Here is a 21,486-nt window from a genome sequence, read left to right on the forward strand (position 1 = left end):
AACGCTCTGGCTCCGGATTTCGGGAGCCAGAGCACAGAGTGGTCAGCTTTGGTTCAGCATTCTGAGCCGGGCCCAGGTTCGGCTCTGTTCATCGGGGAAGTATTGCTCCAGCAGGGCATCCTTGTGTTTCTGACGATCTGCTCCGGCCAGGCCTTCCAGATCCTCGGCGTCAACAGCCTGTTCGAACTCGGAAAACTGCTGATCAAAACTCTCACGTTGTTTGAGGTAACTGACGACCCCTTCGGCACTTTCCGGGTCCATGCCCAGCTCCACCAGCTTCCGGCCGGCGGCTTCCGGTGATTCGGTATTCTCCAGGGCAGACAATCGGGCCTGATGCTCGCGGGTTTCGCTCTGCAGTCGTTGCTCGGTTGCCCGAAGCGACTCCGGCAGCTGTTTTCGGTGCCATTCAATCAGTGCCTGTTTGCCCTGATCAGACAGGTCTTCTCTTTGCTGAATACTCATGGCTGCCAGGGTGTACTCGCTGTAGGCCTCTTCCTCGCCGAAAAACGCCTGATGTGCGTCCGGGCTGAAGGTCGAACGGCGCAGTTGTTTCAGGCTGCTCAGGGCATCGCCGAGGGCGGTTAGCTGGTAGCCAGGGTCGTGTTGTCGGCTCGGATCCAGTTCCGTTTGCATCAGCTGTAACGCAGCCTGCTTGTAAGCCAGGTACTGGTCGAGCAGAGCCATGGCATCGCTGGCGGCCGGTTCCGGCAGATAGTTGCGGGCCAGGGACTGGATCTGTTCGATGGCGGCCTCCGGTGAGACTTCACCCACGGCGCTCAGGAAGTAATCGAAGAAGTCGCGAACGCCAAGGTCCAGAATCAACTCGCCGTTGCCGTCTGCCTTGAGGGCGCCGTCGATATCCGTGCCGGCCAGGGAGCGGGCAAAGTTCTGGTCGGGAAGGCTGGCGGGTGTCTGGTGTGGCGGTTCCTTATTGGAAGGAACCGGGGCCGATGCCTGGGTGACCGCCGGTGGCGTGACAGCAGGCGCACTGGCAAAGGTTTTTGCCGGGTCTGGCCTGGGTTCTGAAACCGGTGCCTGCCAGTACCAGAGGCCGCTGCTGGCCATAATGGCCAGCAGGGCAACGGGAAGCGGCCACCGCAGTTTCCGGGTGGACTGGTGCTTCATAACGACCTCACAGACCGCGGTTTTTCAGACGGTTGGCCTGGCTGCGGTAGAGTGAGACCGGGTTGGTCCAGAGAGAACGGGCGCCCAGCAGATGGTTGATGGCATCAACGTGGTTCATGTCGTAGTGGGTGCCGATGACATTGCCCATCATGGTGGCGCAGACGCCGACCAGACCATCATTGGGCTCGCTGCCAAAGGCCAGGGAGGTCACGCCCAGGAACGGATCGGTAATGTCGAACACGTTGGTCCATACGGCGCGTCCGGTCCAGGAGAAAAACTTGATCTTCTGGCCACTGATCCAGACATCTTCGCTGGTACCCGCGCAGGCATTACGATTAACCCCTTTCCAACCCAGGGCGTCGTTCAGGCTGGTGGTGCCCGGAGTGGTCAGGGTTTCCAGGGCGGCAATACCATCCTGGGGGTTGCTGGCTCCGGACAGGGCATTGATCAGTCCGCCCAGGGCGTTGGCAATGGCGTCGGCGCCCCCTTCAACATAGCTACCGGGAGGGATGATGCCCCGGATAACGTCAGCAACTTTGGAGCCCTTGTTTACGCCGTCAATCGACGTGACCGAGGCAATCTTGTGGGGAATCAGAGCCGCTGCCACCCGGGAGGTGGGGGCACCCTGACTGTGCGCCATCAGATTGACCTTGCTGTGGCCCAGGCTGTTGACGTAATTGGCCAGTTGCTGGCCACGCTGTTCGCTGCTGTTCACGAAGGACACGCTGGCGGTATAGACCTTTGCGCCACTGCGTTCAAGGTTCCAGGGAATGGTGTGGAAGTAGTTGATCAGACCGCCAAGAGTGTTGAAGCCGGTTACACCGTGTACCAGCACAATCGGATGACGGGTCTGGGTGTAGCTGGCGTGGCTCAGTACCGAGAACACCAGCATGAGAATTCCGGCCACAAGCCGGATGGGCATGGCAAAACGCATAGATGACTCCTGTTGTTTTTGTTGGTTGTCGACATGCAACAGGGAGTATCACGGACGAACACAGGTGCCGGTAATCGCCCATTTGGGTGAGGCGGCTCCGGTGACAGTCGGTCAGAATCGGTGCGGTTCAAGTTCGGTGTGAATGATGCTCTGGCCAAGCATGATGATACGGCCGGTGTAACGCTCTTCGCCGGTGGTGGTGAAGTCGAACAGGAAACGCCGCCACACTCGCAGTTTTCCGTTCTGATCGCGCTTGAACCAGAGTCCGCGCAGATAAACGGCGTCGTCCAGCAGCATTACGTCCATGGATTTGCAGTACCGGTGAGCAGCCTGCAAGACAAAGTCTTTGATGGCTTTGGCCCGCCACCAGTACCAGATGGCGAAACCGGCGACAAACAGCCAGAAGAGGGTTGCTAGGGTCAAGGCACGGGGAATCCTGTGGGTGATTGCAAAGGGGGCGAAGCCTCCACCCCCCCACGAATCGCCAGACTACCCTATTGTGCCGGTTCAGGAAATTGCCGGGTCGATGCCTGAGCGCCCTTGTTCAGCAGTTTATCGCACAGCATTTGTAGGAAATGACTGGTCAGCAACTGCGCCTGGTCAACATTGGATCCCAGTTGCTCGGACTCCTGGCGGGCGCTTTCGCTACTCTGAACCGATTGATTGCCCAGGTGCAGCAGATGTTCGGCCTGACGTTCCACCTGAGCTGCCAGTGCGGATTGCTGTTCGGTTGCCCCAGCCACTTCACGGGCGCAGTCATCAATAATGTTCATGTCTTTCAGGGTCGTGGTGAGGGCCTGACGGGCTTCGTCGGCCATGGTGGCAGTCTGCTCACAGGCAGCGCTGCCCTGGCCGATGACGTCGACCACCATCCGGGTTTCCGATTGCAATTCCTCAATCATAGTGTCGATACGGCGTGTGGAATCGTGAGTGCGCTGGGCCAGGCCCCGAATCTCGTCCGCCACTACCGCAAAGCCACGGCCCGACTCGCCGGCGCGTGCGGCTTCAATCGCAGCATTCAGGGCCAGAAGATTGGTCTGCTCGGCAATGTCGCTGATCACCTCCAGCACCACGCTGATGGCATTACTGCGTTCGGTCAGTCGATCCATTTCGTCGTTAGCGCTGGTTAGCTGCTGCCGTAACCGTGATAGTGAATGATTGACGCTATCCATCTGGTGCTGGCACTGACTGGCAGATTGGCGGGCGTCGGCACTGGCCTGCTGGGTTCGAACGGTCATCTCGTTGACGCGACGGACGCTCTGGGCCAGTTCTTCGAAGGCCCGGGTGATTTGCTCAATATCGCCTTGCTGGCTGCGGATACTCGCCACCGAACTGGAAACCCACTCCATGGTGCGCTGCTTGCGGCCATGCAGTTTGCCGATGTTGGCGTGCATGCGTGCCGAGACCGCGCGCAAGGTGGCATCGCGCTTTTGCCGATCGTATTCGATCCAGCCGCCCTCGTCGCGCCGTCCGGTATAGATCCAGGGCATCACGGGGTGGGCGTCACAACAGGCTTCCCGTGCGGTTCGCATCATGGGTAGGGTAAGCCAGAACAGAACACCGAAAACAGACAGGACCAGGGCTTGCAGCACGGCCATTTCCGGTATCGACAGGGAGGTCAGGCCAAACACCAGAAGACTGCCTGCGAGTAGGCCGTACAGGCAGGCGAGTTTGGAAATCAGTGGGGGTGACACCGCCAGGAAACGCCGGGGCAGGGAGCCACGGTTCCAGGCGGCGTAGGCCTTTTCCGCACGCCGGACCTGGCTGCGGCGGGGCTGGCAGCGTACCGACTGGAACTCCACCAGTTCGCCGTTTTTCATGATTGGCGTGACATAGGCGTCCACCCAGTAATGGTCGCCGTTCTTGCAGCGGTTCTTCACCATACCGCGCCAGGAGTCGCCCTTGCGGATAGTCTCCCAGAGATTGGCAAAGGCTTCGGGGGGCATATCCGGGTGCCGGATCAGGTTGTGGGGCTGTCCCACCAGTTCATCAATACTGTAGCCGGCGACTTCCGCGAATTCTTCATTGGCAGCGGTAATCTTGCCCTTCAGATCTGTGGTGGTAATCAGGTGATAGTGCGCGGGGTATTCGCGCTCGTGACCGGTAACCGGTTCGTTCCTGCGCATGGGGCGCTCCTGCGGGGCGTTTGTTTCGTTTTGCACCTACTATCGACCTGTATTCGTTGGCGGGGTATCCGAATATTGCAAATGTTGAAATTGTGTTCACATTTTCTCAGCCTTTCGTCAAAGATAAGGCGGTTTTGCAAAATATGGATAGGTTTGCGACGTTTTCTGCCTATGCTGGGACAAAAGAGCCTGCCTGTAGCAGGTCGGACACGGAAGGTATTTGGCGTATGCAGGCGTTGACAGAACAGGACTTCAAAGCCCTGGTGGATAATCATCCGCGAGCCATCATGCTTTCAACTCCGGACGCCGTGATTACCTATGTGAACCGGATGTTCCAGGCCGTGACCGGATACCGCCCAGAAGAAGTCCTGGGTCGGGCACCGTCGGTGCTCAGTTCCGGGCTGCACTCGCCTGAGTTCTATCAGGCCATGTGGGAAAGCCTGAATGAGAGCGGTCGATGGGAAGGCCTGATCTGGAACCGGCGCAAGAGCGGCGAGAACTATCCCCAGTGGCTGACTATCTACCCCGTGGACTATCAGGGCAAGCGCCTGTATGCCGGGGTGTTCATGGATGTGGGTGAGCTGGCTGCCAGCGATGAACGGCTGGCAACTCTGGCCTACTACGACCCCCTCACCGAACTACCCAACCGTTCGCTGTTTCAGGAATTCCTGAAGGCCCGGGTGAACCAGCGTAAAGATACCGCCGACCTGTTTGCGGTGCTTTATATCGATCTGGACTTTTTCAAGTCTGTGAACGACTTGCATGGCCACGATTGTGGCGACCGGGTGCTGCAACAGGCTGCGGCCTGTATCCAGGCCGTGGTTCGTAACGGCGATGTGATTGCCCGGCTATCGGGGGATGAGTTTGCCGCCATCATCGAACTGGATACCGAAGATCAACTGAATGCGGTGTGTGAGCGCATGACCAATGTGTTCCGGGCACCCGTGATGGTGGAGCACCGGGAATATTTTCTCTCCGCCTCGGTGGGCGCCGCTATCTATCCGAATCACGGCGAGACCGCGGGTGAATTGCTGCAGAATGCCGACCGGGCCATGTATACCGCCAAACTGGCCGGGCGGGCCTGCTATCGGATCTACAGTGCGAGCGAAATCCAGCATGGCCAGCAGCAACAACGGCTGTCCGAAGCCCTCGTGGCTTCCCTGAAAGTGGCGCCGGAGGAATTCTCGGTGGTGTACCAGCCCCAGTACGATCTTGCCACCGGCGCCATGGCCGGCATGGAGGCTCTTTTGCGCTGGCAACATCCTGAGCTGGGGGCGGTGTCTCCGGGGGACTTTGTCCCGGTGGCCGAGCAGCGCGGGCACATCCACGAACTGACCGAGCAACTGATCCGGTGCATCCGTCGGGATCTGGAGGCCTGCGCTGTCGATCATGGCCGAGGCCGACGCCTGGCCATTAACATTTCCGCCCGGCAGATTGCTGATGGCCGGCTGGATGGATTGTTGGAGCCTTTCTTCGAACGGGTTCGACAGGTTGGCTGGCAGCCGGAAATCGAGATTACTGAAACCCACCTGATGAACCTGTCACGCCGTTGCCTGGACAAACTCCGGGAATTCGGTGACAAGGGAGTGGTGGTTGCCATTGACGACTTCGGTACCGGGTATTCCTCGCTGGCGTATCTGCATGCGCTACCTGTGAATGTGCTCAAGATCGATCAGCAGTTTGTTCAGCGGCTGGGGCAGGATGGCAGGGATTCGCGGATTGTCTCCGCCATTCTGGCCATCGCCGAGGCGCTGAGTCTGGAGGTGGTAGCGGAGGGCATCGAGACCGAGATTCAGAAACGCAAGCTCCAGGAATTGAACTGTCACCGTGGCCAGGGCTACCTGATGGCCCGGCCGTCCCCCCTGGATGAGCTGCCACTGGATTGATAAGAATCAATTAACAGGCAAACTCCGTCCCGTTTCTTGCCGTTTTGCAAGATTTGGCTAGGGGTTTGCGGCACGCTGGCTTAAAACAGCAAGCTCACTCACTGCCTGTTCACGCTGTATGCGCAATCTCACTGCCAAACCGGATCTGGATGCCTACCTTCGACTCAATCGCGCTGCAGCCGGCGAATGGCAGGCGGCTATCCGTGAGTTGCTGGCCTGTGATGACGTTGGTCTCACTCTTGAGCGGCCGCAAACGGTTGCTGGCTCGCTGTCTTCCCTGAGTGTTGACCGTGGGGGCGTGTGTGCGCTGGATCTGGCCCAGGATGCCGAGGTGCATCTGTGCGGACTGCCTGGGACATTGCTGGTGGTGCCGGTATCGGGGCAGTGCGATGTATTGGTGAATGGCGATTGCAGACAGCCGGCTTTCCCGATGGCCGCCATCACCTCCAGCCAGGCAATTTCCGTGCGCGCCTGCGGGCAGTCCCGGCTGATTCTGTTAAACCCGGAACAGTGGCGCAGCAACGTCACCCCGGGGCAGGGGGTGTTAGCCTGGATGGCGGAACGGGTGAATCACTTTCTGTTGCGCTCCAACTTCTTCCAGGATCACAACGATGCCTGCGCTGCGGCCGATAGCCTGTTTGACGAACTGGACAGCATCGCCCGAGAGGGTGGTTGTGAACCTAACGAAACGCCCCCGGAGCTCGATCGCCGGCTTCTCCGGGTTATCGACAAAATCCGCATGGAGCCCGCCTGGGAGTTTGATTTGCAGGAGCTGGCAAACCATTCCGGGGTCAGCGAGCGCAATCTGTATTATCTGATGAAGCGGGAAACCGGAATGACCCCCTACCGTTTCTACCAGCGCTGTCGGTTGATCCGGGTACGGCGCAGGCTGGTGGATTGCCAGTGTGATGTGCCCCATATTTCCTGGTACGCCGCCGATGAGGGATTTTCACATCTGGGGCGGTTTGCTGCGCTGTACCGGGAACATTTCGGTGAGTTGCCCAGCGAGACCGTCCAGTGGCGCCGCCGTCTGCAGACGGGAGAGGCAGCGTTGGAAGCGCCGGACAGGATCGTTGCTTCCTGACAAAAAAAGCCCGACATGACACCATGCCGGGCTTTTTTGTGTTGCTGTGCGGGGTTAGTGGTTGCCCGCCGGCACCTGTGATGACTCTTCGTCGTTGCCGTATTCATCGGCTGCCGAGCCATGGTGGTCACGGGCCAGCAGAATGTAGAACGCCGGCAGCACAAACACCGTGAACAGGGTACCAATGCCCAGACCAGCACTGATGGTCAGGCCGATAGCAAACCGGCTTTCCGCACCCGGGCCGATGGCAATCAGCAGAGGCACCATGGCGAAGATCAATGCCAGAGAGGTCATGATAATCGGGCGCAAGCGGATAGCCGCCGCCTCGATGACTGCATCGACCTTGTTCAAGCCCCGCTCTTTCTGCAACTGATTGGCGAATTCCACAATCAGGATGCCGTTCTTGGAGACCACCCCGATCAGCGTAATCAGCCCCACCTGTGTGTAGATGTTCATGGTGGCAAAGCCCAGTACGATGAACGCCATGGCCCCGGCTACCGACATGGGAACCGATACCAGAATGATGATCGGGTCGCGCCAGCTTTCAAACTGCGCGGCCAGGACCAGATAGATCACCAGCAATGACAGGAAGAAGGTCACCATCAGAGCGCTGCCCTGGGTGGCCAGCTGGCGGGTTTCCCCGGTGTAATCGTAGCTGAAACCCTGAGGGAAGACGTCGCTGGCGGTTTGCTCCATAAACTCCATGGCGGCACCTGCCGCCACGCCCGGCATCACCACGCCCTCCAGGGTCAGCGAGTTTTGCTGGTTGAACTGGGTGCGGTTCGACGGCTCCACTTCCTCGGTAAAGCTGACGACGCTGGACAGCGGCACCAGTTCGCCATTGCCGGCACGGATGTAGTAGTCCTGCAGGGCTTCCTTGCTCGGGCGGAACTGATCATCCACCTGCGGAATCACCTGGTACGACCGGCCTTCCATGTTGAAGCGGTTGATGTAGCCGCCACTGAGCATGCTGGCCAGGGACTGCCCAACATCCTGCATTGACAGGCCCAGATCGGCCACGCGATCACGATCAACATTAATGCGGGTAACCGGCTTGTCGAAGTTGATGGACTTCTTCAGGAACATGAAGTTACCGCTCTGCATGGCCTTGCCCAGCATTTCATCCGCCACCTGGTCCAGCTGTTCATAGCTGCCGCCGGTGGTGATGACAAACTGGAACGGCAGGCCGCCGCCGGAGCCGGGCAGGGACGGCCGGGGGAATACCGCGGTCTGCAGCCCGGTGACCTTTTTCAGTTCGGCATCCAGCTTGGGCTGAACCTCGAACTGGGTAATCTCCCGCTCGCTCCAGGGCGCCAGCTTGAAGCCACCGAAGACGGCGTTGGGGCTGGTGATGCCCAGAATCATGAAGTCTTCGCTGTAACCCGGCACCTCAGACATCCGGTTCTGCACTTCCTGACCGTGGTCGTACAGGTAGTCCAGGGTGGAGGTCTCGGGCCCCAGGCCTTGATAGAACAGGATGCCCTGGTCTTCGGTGGGGGCCAGTTCGTTCTGACTCATCATCAACATGAAGTAGATGGATCCAAGCACCACAAAGGCGAAGAACACCACGACGGACTTGGTTTGCATCAATGACGCCAGCGCTGCCTTGTAACCGTTTGCCAGACCGTTGAAGCTCTTTTCGACAACCTTTTCAAAGCGGCCCGGGTCGCCGTGGGGTTTGAGTACCTTGGCAGACAGCATGGGTGACAGGGTCAGTGCAACAATACCGGAAATGACCACGGTGCCGGCCAGGGTGAAGGCAAACTCGGTAAACAGTGAGCCTACGAGACCTCCCATAAAGCCGATGGGCGCATAAACCGCAACCAGGGTGGTGGTCATGGCGATGATTGGGGTGGCCATTTCCCGGGCACCGTTGATGGCAGCATCGAACCGGGATTCGCCCTGTTCAATATGCCGGTGCACGTTTTCCACCATGATGATGGCATCATCTACCACCAGGCCGATGGCCAGCACCATGGACAAGAGCGTCAGCAGGTTCAGGGAGAAGCCGAACATCAGCATGACAAAGGCGCCACCGATCAGGGACAGCGGAACCGCTACAGATGGCACCACCGAAGCTCGAACCGAACCCAGGCACAGGAAAACCACCACCAGTACGATGATCATGGCTTCCAGCAAGGTCTGGATAACCTCGTTGATGGAATCGTCGATAAAGTCGGAAGCGTCGTAGGCCAGGCGCACATTCAGGCCGCTGGGTAACTGACTCTCGATATCCGGCAGTTCTGCCTTGACCAGTTCAGCCACCGTCAGCGGGTTGGCTCCTGGTGCCAGCTCAATGGCCACATAGGTGGCCGGTTGGCCTTTGTACAGCGCCAGGCTGTCGTAGGTCTGTGAGCCCAGTTCCACCCGGGCAATGTCCTGCAGGCGGATCAGAGTGCCGTTTGACTGTTTAACCACCAGGTTCCGGAAGGCGTCCGGGTCGGCGATGTCGGTGTCGCTGGTCAGGCTGACCTCGGTGTACTTGCCACGGGTCTTACCCACCGCGGCCTGATAGTTGTTGGCCCGCAATTTGGCAGCCACCTCGACCGGGGTCATATCCACGGCGGCGAGACGCTCCGGGTCCAGCCAGATACGCAGGGCAAACGTCCGGCCCAGCAGTTCAGCCTTGCCCACGCCGGCCAGCGCCTGCAGCTTGGGCTGCACCACCCGGGTCAGATAATCGGTAATCTGGGGGACATCCAGCTCGGTGCTGTAAAAGGCAATGTACATCAGTGCCGTGCTGTCGCCGGTTGTAGAGGTAATCACCGGGTCCTCGGCTTCCGCCGGTAACACGTTGCGCTGACTGGCCACCTTGGCCTGGATCTCTGCCAGGGCATCGTTGGCGTCGTAGTTCAGGATCATCTTGGCCTGAATGGTCGATACGCTCTGGGAACTGGTGGACGTCAGGTAATCAATGCCGCTGGCTTCCGCAATGGCCTGCTGCAGCGGAGTCGTGATAAAGCCCTTGATCAGGTCCGAACTGGCGCCGGGGTAAGCCGTGGAGACGGTCACCGTGGTGCTTTCCAGCTCCGGATACTGCCGGATTTCCATCTCCATGGCGGCCCGCGCGCCGATCAACAGGATCAGCAGGCTGACCACCGTGGCGAGAACCGGCCGGTGGACAAAAATGTCGGTGAATTTCATTACTCAGACGCCTCCTGGCCGGACTCGTCCTGGATTTCAACACGCTGGCCCGCGCGCAGCCTCAGCAGGCCCTTGGCGACGACCGTTTCGCCTTCTTCCAGACCGGAAAGCACGGCTGAGCGGCCATCACGGACTTCGCCCGTGGTGACGGTGCGGCGGCTGACAATCAGTTCACCGTTGTCGTTTTCTTCAACCACATACACGAAATTGCCGTAGGTGTTGTAGGAAATGGCGGTGCGCGGCAGGGTAACCACTTCATTGTCCCGGGGCTGACCGGTCTGAATGGTGGCAAACATGCCGGGGCGCAGCAGGTTTTCTTCATTATCCAGGGTGGCGCGTATACGCACGGTACGGGTTTCCGGGTTTACCGAGGTGTTGATAGCGCTCACCTCACCCTCGAAGGACTGGTCCGGCACAGCAGCGACCGTCACGGATACCGGGTAGCCCTGATCCACGTCTGGCAGAAATTTCTCGGACAGGGTGTAGTCCACATAGATAGGGTTCAGCATGTTGATCTCGACGATCGGTGTGCCGGTGGCAACGTACTGACCCTGATCCACCATGCGGATACCCAGCTTGCCGTCGAAGGGCGCGCGAATCACCTTCTTGTTGAGCTGAGCTTCGGCCTCGTTGACACGGGCTCGGGCGGCATCGAAATTGGCCTTGGCCTCATCATACTGGGACTGAGACACGGCCCGCTTCGGCAGCAGATCCGAAACCCGCTTGAATTCCTGTTCTGCCAGTTGGGCTTCTGCCCGCCGTGTGCGCAGCGCTGCTTCGTCGATGGCGGCATCCAGGCGCACCAGAACATCGCCCTTGTTGACGGTATCGCCGGACTCAAAGCCAATGCTCTCAATCACACCGGGCACTTCGTTGGCCACTTCGATGCCGTTGATAGCAGTGATGCTGCCGACAGCCTTGATCGCCGGCTGCCAGTTTTCGGTAGTTGCTTTGGTCACAGAAATGATGGCCGGCGGCTGTGGCTGGGACATCATTTCTTTCATCTGGCCGAACTGGTAGAACTTGTAACCAAAGATTCCACCCAGCACGACGCCGAGAAAAAGGAGAACGATGACGAAACGGGAAGCAGTGCGCATAAGTCTGTTCCTGGGAGTGAATTTCCTGAATCTGATAAAGTCGCCCGGAAGGGAAGGCTGACAGCTATCCTTGCAAATCAGGGCTCGGGGACAAAGTTATAGAACGTCAGTTCAATTTAACGAATAGGATGCTACAAAAGCTATTGCTATTTGTCACCCGTTTGCATTCATGAAGCAGTATAAATACTGCAGAATGATTACGCTGGTGTTTGGATGCCGGATTAGAGTAACAGCACCAAGTTGAGTGTCCAACTGGTGGACTAAAACCTGACAGAGATACATGCAATGCAACTGATTCTCGGCCTGGCCCTGGCTGCCGCTGTATTTGTGATCCTGAAAAAATGGGGCGCGCTGTCGCCGGAAGGGCAGAAGGCGGCAATCTGGAAAGTCATTCTGGTGGCTGGCGGTGCGCTGTTGCTGTTCATGGTGCTGACGGGCCGGGTGCATGTGATCACGGCCGGTATTGCCGCTCTTATTCCCCTGTTGAGAAAGTTGCCGGCACTACTGCGTTATGCACCGATGTTTCGCAAGGCCATGGGCGATTCCTCCGGTAATGATTCGACGCGCCATGCGAATGCCGGGGGCGATCAGGCTGCCACCCGGGGGCCAATGAGCACGCAGGAAGCCTGCGATATTCTGGGAGTTAACCCCGGTTGCTCCCGTGAGGAGGTGACCGCTGCCCACCGCAAACTGATGTTGAAGGTGCACCCGGACCGCGGCGGCAACGATTACCTGGCCTCCAAGCTCAATGAGGCGCGAGATGTCTTGCTGGGCAAGCGTAATCAGGCTTGATCAGGGAAGAATTTCCACTTTGACGTCGATGGACAGATTTTCTGCACGCTTGCCGTTCACACGGTAGGTGATGCCTTGCTGCTCCTGATTCATGGAGGTGCGAGTTCCTCCGAGGCTGACCCATTGCCCCGGCTCGACCCGCCGGATGGTCATCAGGGCTTCGGTTTCGTAGCCGGGCAGTGCGGCGGGGTCTTCCTCAAAGGACACGATACTCAGTTCTACCGCCTGGTTCGAGATGGCCTGGGGGCTCACCACAAAGCCGCTTCGGGTTTCGACCTGCTGCAGTATGGCGGCGGGGTTGCGCCCACCCTTAACGGCAAATGGCAAGGTTCGCACATTGCCGGAGGTAATGTGGGCCGACTGGCCATCCTGCACGATCAACTGACGCTCACGGGTTGAATTGGTGCTGATGGTGCGGCGTTCGACGCTGGCGCCGGCCGAGCCGTTCGAGAGGCTGACGCCGCCTCCGGATTGTTTGCCGCCGATGTCCTGACGGTAGCGTACGCTGATCCTCATCTGTACCGGCGGCACATCCATCGATTGCACCAGTGTTCCGATTTCGTCCAGCAGTGCGGGTTCGCCACGGACCACCAGTTGTTGTCCGCGTGCCGTCACCGTAACCGGCGACTGTTGGTAAAGTTCGCGAATCTGTAGCGCAATGTCGTCGGCCGTTCGGTTGTTCAGCTCATAGACCCTGGCTTCTGATTGTGCCCAGACGACGGTGGAAGCCGTTAACATCGTAAGAAACAGGGCAGTCATCAGCCAGAGAACGGAGCGGTGCTCGGTGTTTCGCATGCAGGCCTCCAGAGCCATGACGGCCATGCCCGCATTAAATAATCCGTTTTGCGGGTTGCCATCGTTAAAACCGTAGGTATATAGTGAAAAGCATGAAGACCTTACACGCAGCCTGTCAATTGAATGTTCTGAAAGCTTTCGGTGAAAAACTGAAGGCCGCAGGCTCTGCTGTGTATTTTTGGTGGTTTGGTTATGGCTTTTATTTTAGCCAGAGCCCGGGCCGCCCATAAGATCTTCATCGACCGAATACAACGAGGAAGGCAGCCCGGCAAGCAACCCAGGCTGCCACCGGACTCCGAAAAGCCCCGACTGGTAGCCCAGCCGGGGCTTTTTTGATTCTGACACAGGGAAACGGGAACACAGACATGAACATGCCGCTGAAATCTGAAACACTGGATGCGCAAGCCTCAAGCGCCTGCCAGCACCGCCAGGAAGCGAGACTGCCCACCGCCGCCGAGTTGCGCCAGCAGTTTCCTGCCGATGAGCAACAGGTGCGGGCCATTGCCGGTTACCGTGATCAGATCCGCGCCGTGCTGCACGGTCAGGACGACCGCACTCTGATCGTGATGGGCCCTTGCTCCATTCACGATGAGCAGGCTGCCCTGGATTACGCCACCAGACTGAAAGCCCTTTCTGACGAAGTCAGCGACCGTTTCCTGATTGTTATGCGCGCCTATCTGGAAAAGCCTCGCACCACGGTGGGCTGGAAGGGGCTTCTGTACGATCCCGAGCGCACCGGCCAGGGCGATCTGAAACAGGGCCTTGAGCGTTCCCGCAAGCTGTTGCTGGCGTTATCCGAGCTCGGCCTGCCGCTCGCTACCGAAGCCCTGAGTCCGTTCATGATGGATTACCTGGGGGACCTGGTGAGCTGGACCGCGATCGGCGCCCGTACCACCGAATCCCAGATTCATCGGGAAATGGTTAGCGGCCTGCCCATGCCTACCGGGTTCAAGAACGGCACCGATGGTGGCATTACCGTGGCCAGCCACGCCATGAAGTCGGCCTCGCATCCGCACCACCACATGGGGATCTCCCATAGCGGCGCACCGGTGATGATTTCCACCGCCGGCAATCCGGATACTCATCTGGTTCTGCGCGGTGGCCGGGGTGTGACCAACTACGATGAACTGAGCATTGCCAAGGCCGTGGCAGAGCTGGAAAAAGCCGGCGTATCAACGGCGGTGATGGTGGACTGCAGCCATGATAACGCCTGCAAGCAGGCTGAGCGGCAGGTGGACATCGCCCGGGAAGTGATGGCGCAGAAGCGTAACGGCAATCGGCACATCAAGGGCCTGATGCTGGAAAGCTTCCTGGAATTCGGCCGCCAGGACGACGGCAAAGAGCTGGTCTACGGGTGCTCGATTACCGATCCATGCCTGGGCTGGGAACAGACGGAGACTCTGATCCGCTCACTGTAGAGAGCAGCAGTTGCCCGGCCAGCAATACCAGAATGCCCCCCATGGTCCGGTCGAGCCAGTGTCCGAACCGGTTGAACCCCCGGCGGACACGGGGGTGGGTAAAGAACACCGCTACCATGGCAAACCACAGGCCGGTGGCCAGGGCCATATAGATGCCGTATCCGGCCTGCAGCAGAACCGGCGTGCCTGGATTGATGATGACGGAGAACAGGGACACGAAAAACAGGGTGGCCTTGGGATTGAGGGCGTTGGTTAAAAACCCGAGCCGGAACGCCGCCCAGCCAGTCTGGGCCTGCCCGCCGTTCGCTTGCACGTGAATGGCTCCGGGTTTGGCCCGCAGGCAGTGCCAGGCGATATAGAGCAGATACACGGCCCCAATCACTTTCAGCACGGTAAACAGCATTGCCGATTGCTGGATGATCAGCCCGATACCCAGCAGCGAATAGCCCACATGCAGCAGAATGCCGATGCCAATGCCCATGGCGGTCAGCAGGGCATTGCGCCGGGCCTGGGTCAGTGCCTGGCGCAGCATGACTGCAAAATCCGGCCCGGGGCTGGCCACCGCCAAAAGGTGCACCAGGGCAACGGTCAGAAACTCCAGCCAGTAATTCTGCACATTCATTCTCCCGCGTGTTTGCAATTGTGCTTGGGTTGTTGCGCCTGCAGCCAGTAACCACAGGGATTTTTTCTGTGATTCCCCTGTCAGCGGATAATAAGCTTTCTATACTTTACCGAAAGGCTCCTTAAGTTTAATAGCCCAAACCACCTGAAATTTCAGTCAGTCTCCAGGAGGCAGGATGGACAAGCGAGAAGTGGATGTAGCGGTTATCGGTGCGGGTACGGCGGGAATGGTCGCCTATCAGCGCGCCCGCAGGGCCACCGACCGGATTGTGTTGATTGAGGGTGATCAATACGGCACCACCTGTGCCCGGGTAGGGTGCATGCCCAGCAAGTTGCTGATTGCCGCCGCGGAAAGGGCCCATCAGGTGAGGCAGGCGGAAGCGTTCGGTGTGCTTCCGGGCGATGTGCGCATTGATGGTCCGGCTGTGATGGCGCGAGTGCGTGAAGAGCGCGATCGCTTTGTGGCACCGGTGGTGCGGTCCATGGAATCGCTGCCGCAGGAACACCGGTTGATGGGGCATGCCCGATTTGTTGACAGTCATCGTCTTGTCGTGGGTGATCATACCGAGGTCACCGCGGGCCGGATTGTTATTGCCACCGGCTCCCGCCCCAACATCCCGGGCATTCTGAAAGAAGCGAAAGACCGACTGGTGGTCAACGATGACGTGTTCGACTGGCGGGATCTGCCGTCTTCGGTGGCGGTGTTCGGCCCGGGAGTGATTGGGGTCGAATTAGGTCAGGCATTGAGCCGGCTGGGCGTAAAGGTCCGCATGTTTGGCGTCAGCGGCGGCATTGGCGGTATTCAGGATGAGAAGGTGAGGGAGTATGCGCTGGACACCTTCCGTGAAGAGTTTGCCATCAGCCCGAAAGCCGATACCCGGCGTGTTGAACGCATCGAGGAGGGGGTTCGCATCAGCTGGAGCGAGGGCGGCAAGGAGCATCAGCAAACCTTTGATTATCTGTTGGCAGCCACCGGGCGGAGACCCAACATTGATCACCTGGATATCCAGAATGCCGGCATCGAACTGGATGAACGGGGCATGCCGGAGTTTGACCCCTTCACCCTGCGCTGCGGTGACAGCCATATCTTCATTGCCGGTGATGTGAACAACGACCGCCCCCTGCTGCATGAGGCGGCAGACGAAGGCCGGATTGCCGGCGACAATGCAGGGGCCTGGCCGGAAGTCCGAACCGGCCGCAGAAAAACTCCCATGGCGGTGGTGTTCACCGAGCCCCAGATTGCCTCGGTGGGGCTGAACATTCATCAGGTGGATGAGCGTTGCCAGGGCTGCTTTGCGGTTGGTGAGGTGTCGTTTGAGGATCAGGGGCGCAGCAAGGTTATTGGCAAGAATCGGGGGCTGCTCCGGGTCTACGGCGAGCACGGCAGCGGCCTGTTCATGGGGGCCCAGATGTTCGGGCCTGCTGCAGAGCACCTTGCCCACTTGCTGGCGTGGTGCGTGCAAAAGCGAATGACCGTGAGTGAAATGCTGGAGATGCCGTTCTACCATCCGGTGATTGAGGAGGGGCTGCGAACCGCAATTAAAGACCTGAGCAAGAAACTCCGGATAGGCCCTGCGCCAGGGGAGGGTTGCATGGATTGCGGGCCGGGTGTGTAGCTTTACCCTCCGTCTTTGACAGAGGGCAAGCCATTAAAGCGTATTTTGCCCTAAATTCATGGCATTGGCGGTTGTATTCCGCTGATGCCGTGCCCATATCTTTTCATGGAAGAAGTAAGCAACGGTGTTAATGGCCGGTTCGACCATCGCGATCAGGCTGCCGATCAGAATGTCTCCGGTCAGCAGGAACGCGACGGTAAAAGCCACCGTAAAGTGGGTAATCGCGAAGGTGATCGTTTTCAGAAACGACTGGTCGCCCTTCGAGCTGTGATTGTGAACAAACAGTTTCAGGGTACTCATGGAATCAACTCCGCGTGATGAATGCCTATAAACCCATTTAAGGACAAACGAGAATTGTTTCCAAATAGAAAGTGACATTTTTCTCGATAGGGCTCGGCTATGGGTTTAAGGTTGATGGCATAAGTTTATGCTATGAGAGGTATTGAATAACCAAACTTTCGTTCTGATACTGAGCTGTCATACAGTAGCGGTCAGATGCAACCCCAAAACGAATCAGGAGGTTCAACATGGGCAAGAATTTTATTGGTCTCGACACAGACAAAACCCAGAAGCTGGCAGATGCACTGAACGAACTGCTCTCCAACTACCAGATTTTCTACATGAATGTGCGTGGCTATCACTGGAACATCAAGGGTGACAATTTCTTTGAGCTGCATGCCAAATTTGAAGAACTCTACGATGACCTGCTGCTCAAGATTGATGAAATTGCCGAGCGGGTTCTCACCCTGGGCCATCGTCCTGCACACGCCTACAGCACCTACATTGAAAAGTCCGAAGTGCCGGAGCGCAAGGACGTATCTGATGGCAAAGAAGCGGTGGGTAACATCGTTGAGAGTTTCGGTAAGCTCATCGCCAAGCAGCGTGGCCTGCTGAACCTGGCCGGTGAAGCAGAAGATGAAGGTACCGTGGCACTGATGAGTGACTACATCTCTCAGCAGGAAAAAACGGTATGGATGTACCGGAGCTACCTGGGCCAGTAAGTTCCGGCTGATGCTCCGACTTTTCCCCGGCCCGGCATCGGGCCGGGGAGTTGTCACAGAAACGTCACTGCACTGTCACTTTCCTTTCCCGCGTTCGTCACGTCTGTCGCCTAGCCTTCTTTGCTCTTGCATCATTAAATAAGCAAAGGAGCCCGCTGTGCCCAAGACATCGCACCCATTTCAACTGTCATTGCTCGCTCTCGCTGTGAGCGCCGTGCTGGTATCCGGCTGTAATTCCTCGGACAACGATGATGACCTGGCGCCGGAAGCTCAAGTCACTGGCCTGACGCTCGAATTCGCCGGTCGATACAGCACCGGGCAGTTTGATGAGTCTGCTGCGGAAATCACGGCGTTTGACCCTGCCAGTCGCAGGGCGTTTGTGGTTAATGCCTTGTCCGGAGCTGTGGATGTGCTGGATATGAGCGACCCGGTCAATCCAGCGAAAATCGACACGCTGACGGTTGCTGACATTGCCGCTGATGCGGTGGTTAACAGTGTGGCTGTGGCAAGCGGGCTCGTTGCGGTTGCTGTTGAATCGAATCCGAAAACTGCCCCCGGTTATGTCGCGGTATTTGGAGCTGCAGACCTGCAGTTGCGTGACAGTATCCAGGTAGGTGCGCAGCCGGATATGGTTACCTTTACGCCGGATGGGCAATATGTCCTGGCAGCAAACGAAGGCGAGCCAAGCGATGATTACCAGATCGATCCGGAAGGGTCGATCAGTGTAGTTGATGTTTCCAATCCGGAGAATCTCACGGTACGAACAGCCGATTTTCTGGCCTTCAACAGCCAGGAAGGCGCCCTGAAGGCATCGGGTGTTCGCATATACGGCCCGGGGGCCACCGTGGCCCAGGATCTGGAACCGGAATATATCACCGTCAGTGCCGACAGCCGCACTGCCTGGGTCTCCTTGCAGGAAAACAACGCCCTGGCGAAGCTGGATGTCGGCGCGGCAACGGTCACCGGTATCTTACCCCTGGGGTTCAAGGATTACGGTGTTGAGGGGCAGGGTATTGATGCCTCGGACGATGACGGCGTCATCAATATCCAGAGATGGCCGGGTGTGGTGGGTATCTATCATCCCGATGCCATCGACAGTTACCAGGCAAATGGTGAAACCTTTATCGTGACGGCCAATGAGGGGGATGCCAGGGCCTGGGGTGAAGATAACGCCGACTACTGGAATGGCGACAGTTCCAGGGGCTTTGTCGAAGAGTTGCGGGTGAAACACCTGGTACATCCGGATGGTTTTGCCCGTCGGGTTGGTGACGACATGCCGGCGCAACTGACTGCGCTGGCCGAAGGTGCGCTGTTGAATCCATCCGTCTTCGATTACTGCGGTGCCACAGCCGGTGCAGCCAATGCCTGTCGCGATGATGACCAGTTGGGAAGACTCAACATCAGTTGGGTGCAGGGTTACCGGGTTGCTGAAAATGGTGCTCCTGTCATGTTCAACGCGTCGGGTGCAGAAGACCCGGACGGCACGCTTCTGATGTACGACCAGCTGTACTCCTACGGCACGCGTTCTCTGGCGATCTGGAATGAGGACGGTGAGTTGGTATGGGATTCCGGCGATGCGATCGAGCAGTTCCTGGCCAGTGAGGAGTGTCGTCTGGGTACGGATCGTTCTATTCCCTGCGCCGACCACTTCAACTCCGCCCATGACGAGGGCATGGCTTTCGATTCCCGGTCGGACGCCAAAGGCCCGGAACCTGAAGCCGTGACATTGGCGACGTTCGGCAATAAAACCTTTGCTTTTCTGGGCCTTGAGCGCATGGGCGGTATTCTGGTCTACGACGTAACGGACCCTGCCAGTCCGGTTCAGGTGGATTACCTGAATACCCGTGATGACTGGACCACTGTCGACACGGCTTCAGTACTCGAAACCGCAGGGGATCTGGGCGTGGAGAGTATCACTGTGGTTGCCGCCGATGACTCACCTACTGGTGAGCCGTTACTCATCACTGGCAACGAAGTCAGCGGCACCACGGCGATCTACCGTGTGAAACTTCAACTGACTGATTAATTCTGTTTTCTGAATAAAAAAGCCCCGTCTTCATGGCGGGGCTTTTTTGTGTCCGGGTTAAAAATGTGTCCACAGGATCATGTCATATAACCGAAACATATTATTAACAGTTCGTTAATAAATTCCCGCCATAGTGTCGTCTCAAGATTGCTGCCAACCACCGATTGGAAATAAAGCGTGACGAGACTTGCCTGGACGACCTGTTTACTTGCCGCCTTGATGCCGTTGCCGGCTCTGGCAGAGGTTCAGCTCACTTTGGGGGCCTGCGTGAACGTGCAGGCTGTTCAGGGTAGCGAACAGACCGCCGGCTCTGGCCAGTCATTGACTCTTGCTGATGGTACCCAGCAGCTGGTGGTGGAGTGCACCACCGAAATTGGTCGTGAAGAGGTGCTGGAAACCAGCGATACCTTCGTTGTCCGTTTCGAGGCTGCTGATACCGCACTGACCCTGAGCGCTCCGGAAATCGAGTCGAGGAATCAAATGGACGCTTTCAATCAACAGGGTAACTGGCAGCTGACTGATCGCCAGGGCCGTGAGGTGGCGTTAACCGCCGATGTGCTCGAGAAAGAGGGCTTTCAGCTGGTGAGGGACTATGCCCGCGAGCTGGCGGCCTATAACCGTTCCGGCGCCGAAGCGGCAGTAGCTGCTCCGGGGCTGATAACCAACCAGGACGGGTTGTTGCTGGATTCGCACGTCGATCCGGATCAGGAAATGGTCAGCAGGATGCTGCGCTACTGGTATCTGAAAGCTGACGAACAAACTCGAAAAGAGTGGGACAGCTGGGTTGATTCCAGCAACCAATAAACACCAAACCAAACTGAACGTGGAGTTCCAAAAATGAAGAAGCTTCTTCTGGCTGTTGCTGTGTCTACTGTTGCCGCAGGTTCTGTGAATGCTGCGACTGTTTACGAGAAAGACGGTTTTACCTACAAACTGAACGGTGACTTCCAGGTGCAGTTCCGCCAGGCAACCGGCTTTGATGAGCGCGCCGAGGTTGAATACGACGATCTGGAGCTGAAAAACTACGTTGCCTACGATCTGGGCAATGATCTGACTGCTTTCGGTCGCCTGGACTTTGGTTTCAAGGATGCTGCCGAGAAGGACGAGAACGGCAGTAATCTGGAAGAAGCCTTCGTGGGCCTGAAGTATGGCGTGGCTTCATTCTCCTTCGGTAAGCAGAACTTTGCTACGGATGAGTTTGGTATTGAGCAGGCCATTGAAGTTGAAACCGTGGACGAAGACCGTTTTGAAGGTATCGCCACCGACGGAGACGATACCATCCGAGTCGATATTGAACTGGAAAACGTCTACATCGCTGCTTCCCACGAAATGAAGACCAACGACGGAGCTTCTGCCGGTATCGACGGTGAATACTACGATCTGTTCGTTGCCACCGAGCTGGCCGGTCTTGAACTGGCTGCCGCATACCAGCAGGCGCGCGCCTACGGTACCGCCGATTCCATGGACACCTGGGGTATCAGCGCATCCTACGATTTCGGCTTCGTGAATCTGGCCGCTGACTACAGCTCAACCGACGAAGACGACTTCGAAACTACCCAGTACAACCTGGCTGCCGTGTTTGCCGTTGCTGCCACCACCGACGTTGCTCTCGGTATGGGCAACAAGGAAGAAGATGATGCGGACGACGTTACCGAATGGTACGCCAACGTGACCTACAAGTTCCCGGCTGCCAAGAACGTCAGCGTGTTCGCCGAAATCGCCCAGAGCGACCTTGAAGATGCGTCTGGCGACGACGCCGACATGGGCTTCCTGGCCGGTATGCGCGTGAAGTTCTAAGCTCGCTCGTTACATGCGCCAGCC

General features: G+C 57.9%; 18 protein-coding genes. 9 read left to right on the top strand and 9 right to left on the bottom strand.

Annotated elements, in window-relative coordinates; all coding sequences use genetic code 11:
* Window positions 1–42: 42 nt before the first annotated feature.
* The 4 genes from Q674_RS35870 to Q674_RS35885 all read right to left on the bottom strand — a co-directional run bounded on the left by Q674_RS35870 (window position 43) and on the right by Q674_RS35885 (window position 4,185).
* Window positions 43–1,125: a lipase secretion chaperone gene (locus Q674_RS35870; protein ID WP_023009552.1), complete on the bottom strand. Its 1,083-nt coding sequence runs from the start codon at window positions 1,123–1,125 to the stop codon at window positions 43–45.
* 7 nt (window positions 1,126–1,132) lie between these two features.
* Entirely contained in the window at window positions 1,133–2,059 is a 927-nt protein-coding gene (locus Q674_RS35875; protein WP_014422773.1) for an esterase/lipase family protein, read from the bottom strand.
* Window positions 2,060–2,170: 111 nt separating this feature from the next.
* Window positions 2,171–2,482 carry a DUF3301 domain-containing protein gene (locus Q674_RS35880; RefSeq protein ID WP_023009553.1) on the bottom strand — a complete coding sequence of 104 codons (312 nt, stop codon included), beginning with the start codon at window positions 2,480–2,482 and terminating at the stop codon, window positions 2,171–2,173.
* 71 nt (window positions 2,483–2,553) lie between these two features.
* A complete protein-coding gene (locus Q674_RS35885) occupies window positions 2,554–4,185 on the bottom strand; it encodes a PAS domain-containing methyl-accepting chemotaxis protein (protein WP_023009554.1) in 1,632 nt (543 codons plus the stop codon).
* 227 nt (window positions 4,186–4,412) lie between these two features.
* Between Q674_RS35885 and Q674_RS35890 the strand changes: the two genes are divergently transcribed.
* Together Q674_RS35890 and Q674_RS35895 are read left to right on the top strand one after the other, a co-directional pair.
* On the top strand, window positions 4,413–6,071 hold the full coding sequence (locus Q674_RS35890) for a putative bifunctional diguanylate cyclase/phosphodiesterase (protein ID WP_014422770.1): 1,659 nt from the start codon (window positions 4,413–4,415) through the stop codon (window positions 6,069–6,071).
* 118 nt (window positions 6,072–6,189) lie between these two features.
* Window positions 6,190–7,155 carry a helix-turn-helix domain-containing protein gene (locus Q674_RS35895; protein ID WP_023009555.1) on the top strand — a complete coding sequence of 322 codons (966 nt, stop codon included), beginning with the start codon at window positions 6,190–6,192 and terminating at the stop codon, window positions 7,153–7,155.
* A gap of 54 nt (window positions 7,156–7,209) precedes the next feature.
* Here the strand turns inward: Q674_RS35895 and Q674_RS35900 are convergent, their stop codons facing one another.
* A complete protein-coding gene (locus tag Q674_RS35900; protein ID WP_023009556.1) occupies window positions 7,210–10,299 on the bottom strand; it encodes an efflux RND transporter permease subunit in 3,090 nt (1,029 codons plus the stop codon).
* Window positions 10,299–11,396, bottom strand: coding sequence for an efflux RND transporter periplasmic adaptor subunit (locus tag Q674_RS35905; protein ID WP_022993128.1), 1,098 nt, complete (start codon window positions 11,394–11,396; stop codon window positions 10,299–10,301). The genes Q674_RS35900 and Q674_RS35905 overlap by 1 nt, the downstream gene beginning before the upstream one ends.
* 285 nt (window positions 11,397–11,681) lie before the next feature.
* On the opposite strand from Q674_RS35905, the gene Q674_RS35910 reads away from it, so the two are divergent.
* The gene (locus Q674_RS35910) at window positions 11,682–12,188 is read left to right on the top strand and encodes a DnaJ domain-containing protein (RefSeq protein WP_023009557.1); all 507 of its coding nucleotides are present in this window, start codon (window positions 11,682–11,684) and stop codon (window positions 12,186–12,188) included.
* Here the strand turns inward: Q674_RS35910 and Q674_RS35915 are convergent, their stop codons facing one another.
* A complete protein-coding gene (locus tag Q674_RS35915) occupies window positions 12,189–12,983 on the bottom strand; it encodes a secretin N-terminal domain-containing protein (protein ID WP_031210323.1) in 795 nt (264 codons plus the stop codon).
* Between the two features lie 365 nt (window positions 12,984–13,348).
* Here Q674_RS35915 and Q674_RS35920 point away from each other — a divergent pair, with 365 nt between their 5' ends.
* Window positions 13,349–14,401, top strand: coding sequence for a 3-deoxy-7-phosphoheptulonate synthase (locus Q674_RS35920; protein ID WP_011786901.1), 1,053 nt, complete (start codon window positions 13,349–13,351; stop codon window positions 14,399–14,401).
* Here Q674_RS35920 and Q674_RS35925 read toward each other — a convergent pair.
* On the bottom strand, window positions 14,346–15,017 hold the full coding sequence (locus Q674_RS35925; protein ID WP_031210326.1) for a LysE family translocator: 672 nt from the start codon (window positions 15,015–15,017) through the stop codon (window positions 14,346–14,348). The two genes, Q674_RS35920 and Q674_RS35925, sit on opposite strands and share 56 nt — an antisense overlap.
* A gap of 181 nt (window positions 15,018–15,198) precedes the next feature.
* Here Q674_RS35925 and Q674_RS35930 point away from each other — a divergent pair, with 181 nt between their 5' ends.
* The gene (locus Q674_RS35930; protein ID WP_014422764.1) at window positions 15,199–16,638 is read left to right on the top strand and encodes a dihydrolipoyl dehydrogenase; all 1,440 of its coding nucleotides are present in this window, start codon (window positions 15,199–15,201) and stop codon (window positions 16,636–16,638) included.
* 33 nt (window positions 16,639–16,671) lie between these two features.
* On the opposite strand, the gene Q674_RS40700 is transcribed toward Q674_RS35930, so the two are convergent.
* Entirely contained in the window at window positions 16,672–16,938 is a 267-nt protein-coding gene (locus tag Q674_RS40700; protein WP_014422763.1) for a DUF2061 domain-containing protein, read from the bottom strand.
* Between the two features lie 227 nt (window positions 16,939–17,165).
* Between Q674_RS40700 and Q674_RS35940 the strand changes: the two genes are divergently transcribed.
* The 4 genes from Q674_RS35940 (at window position 17,166) to Q674_RS35955 (ending at window position 21,462) form a co-directional block, all read left to right on the top strand.
* Window positions 17,166–17,639: a Dps family protein gene (locus tag Q674_RS35940; protein WP_014422762.1), complete on the top strand. Its 474-nt coding sequence runs from the start codon at window positions 17,166–17,168 to the stop codon at window positions 17,637–17,639.
* 157 nt (window positions 17,640–17,796) lie between these two features.
* On the top strand, window positions 17,797–19,665 hold the full coding sequence (locus Q674_RS35945; RefSeq protein ID WP_023009560.1) for a choice-of-anchor I family protein: 1,869 nt from the start codon (window positions 17,797–17,799) through the stop codon (window positions 19,663–19,665).
* A 177-nt stretch (window positions 19,666–19,842) separates the two neighbouring features.
* Complete coding sequence (locus Q674_RS35950; protein ID WP_227501243.1) at window positions 19,843–20,469, top strand: DUF2057 domain-containing protein; 627 nt, start codon at window positions 19,843–19,845, stop codon at window positions 20,467–20,469.
* A gap of 33 nt (window positions 20,470–20,502) precedes the next feature.
* On the top strand, window positions 20,503–21,462 hold the full coding sequence (locus Q674_RS35955; RefSeq protein WP_023009562.1) for a porin: 960 nt from the start codon (window positions 20,503–20,505) through the stop codon (window positions 21,460–21,462).
* Window positions 21,463–21,486 lie beyond the last annotated feature (24 nt).

Source organism: Marinobacter sp. EVN1 (assembly GCF_000475375.1).
Lineage (GTDB): Bacteria > Pseudomonadota > Gammaproteobacteria > Pseudomonadales > Oleiphilaceae > Marinobacter > Marinobacter nauticus.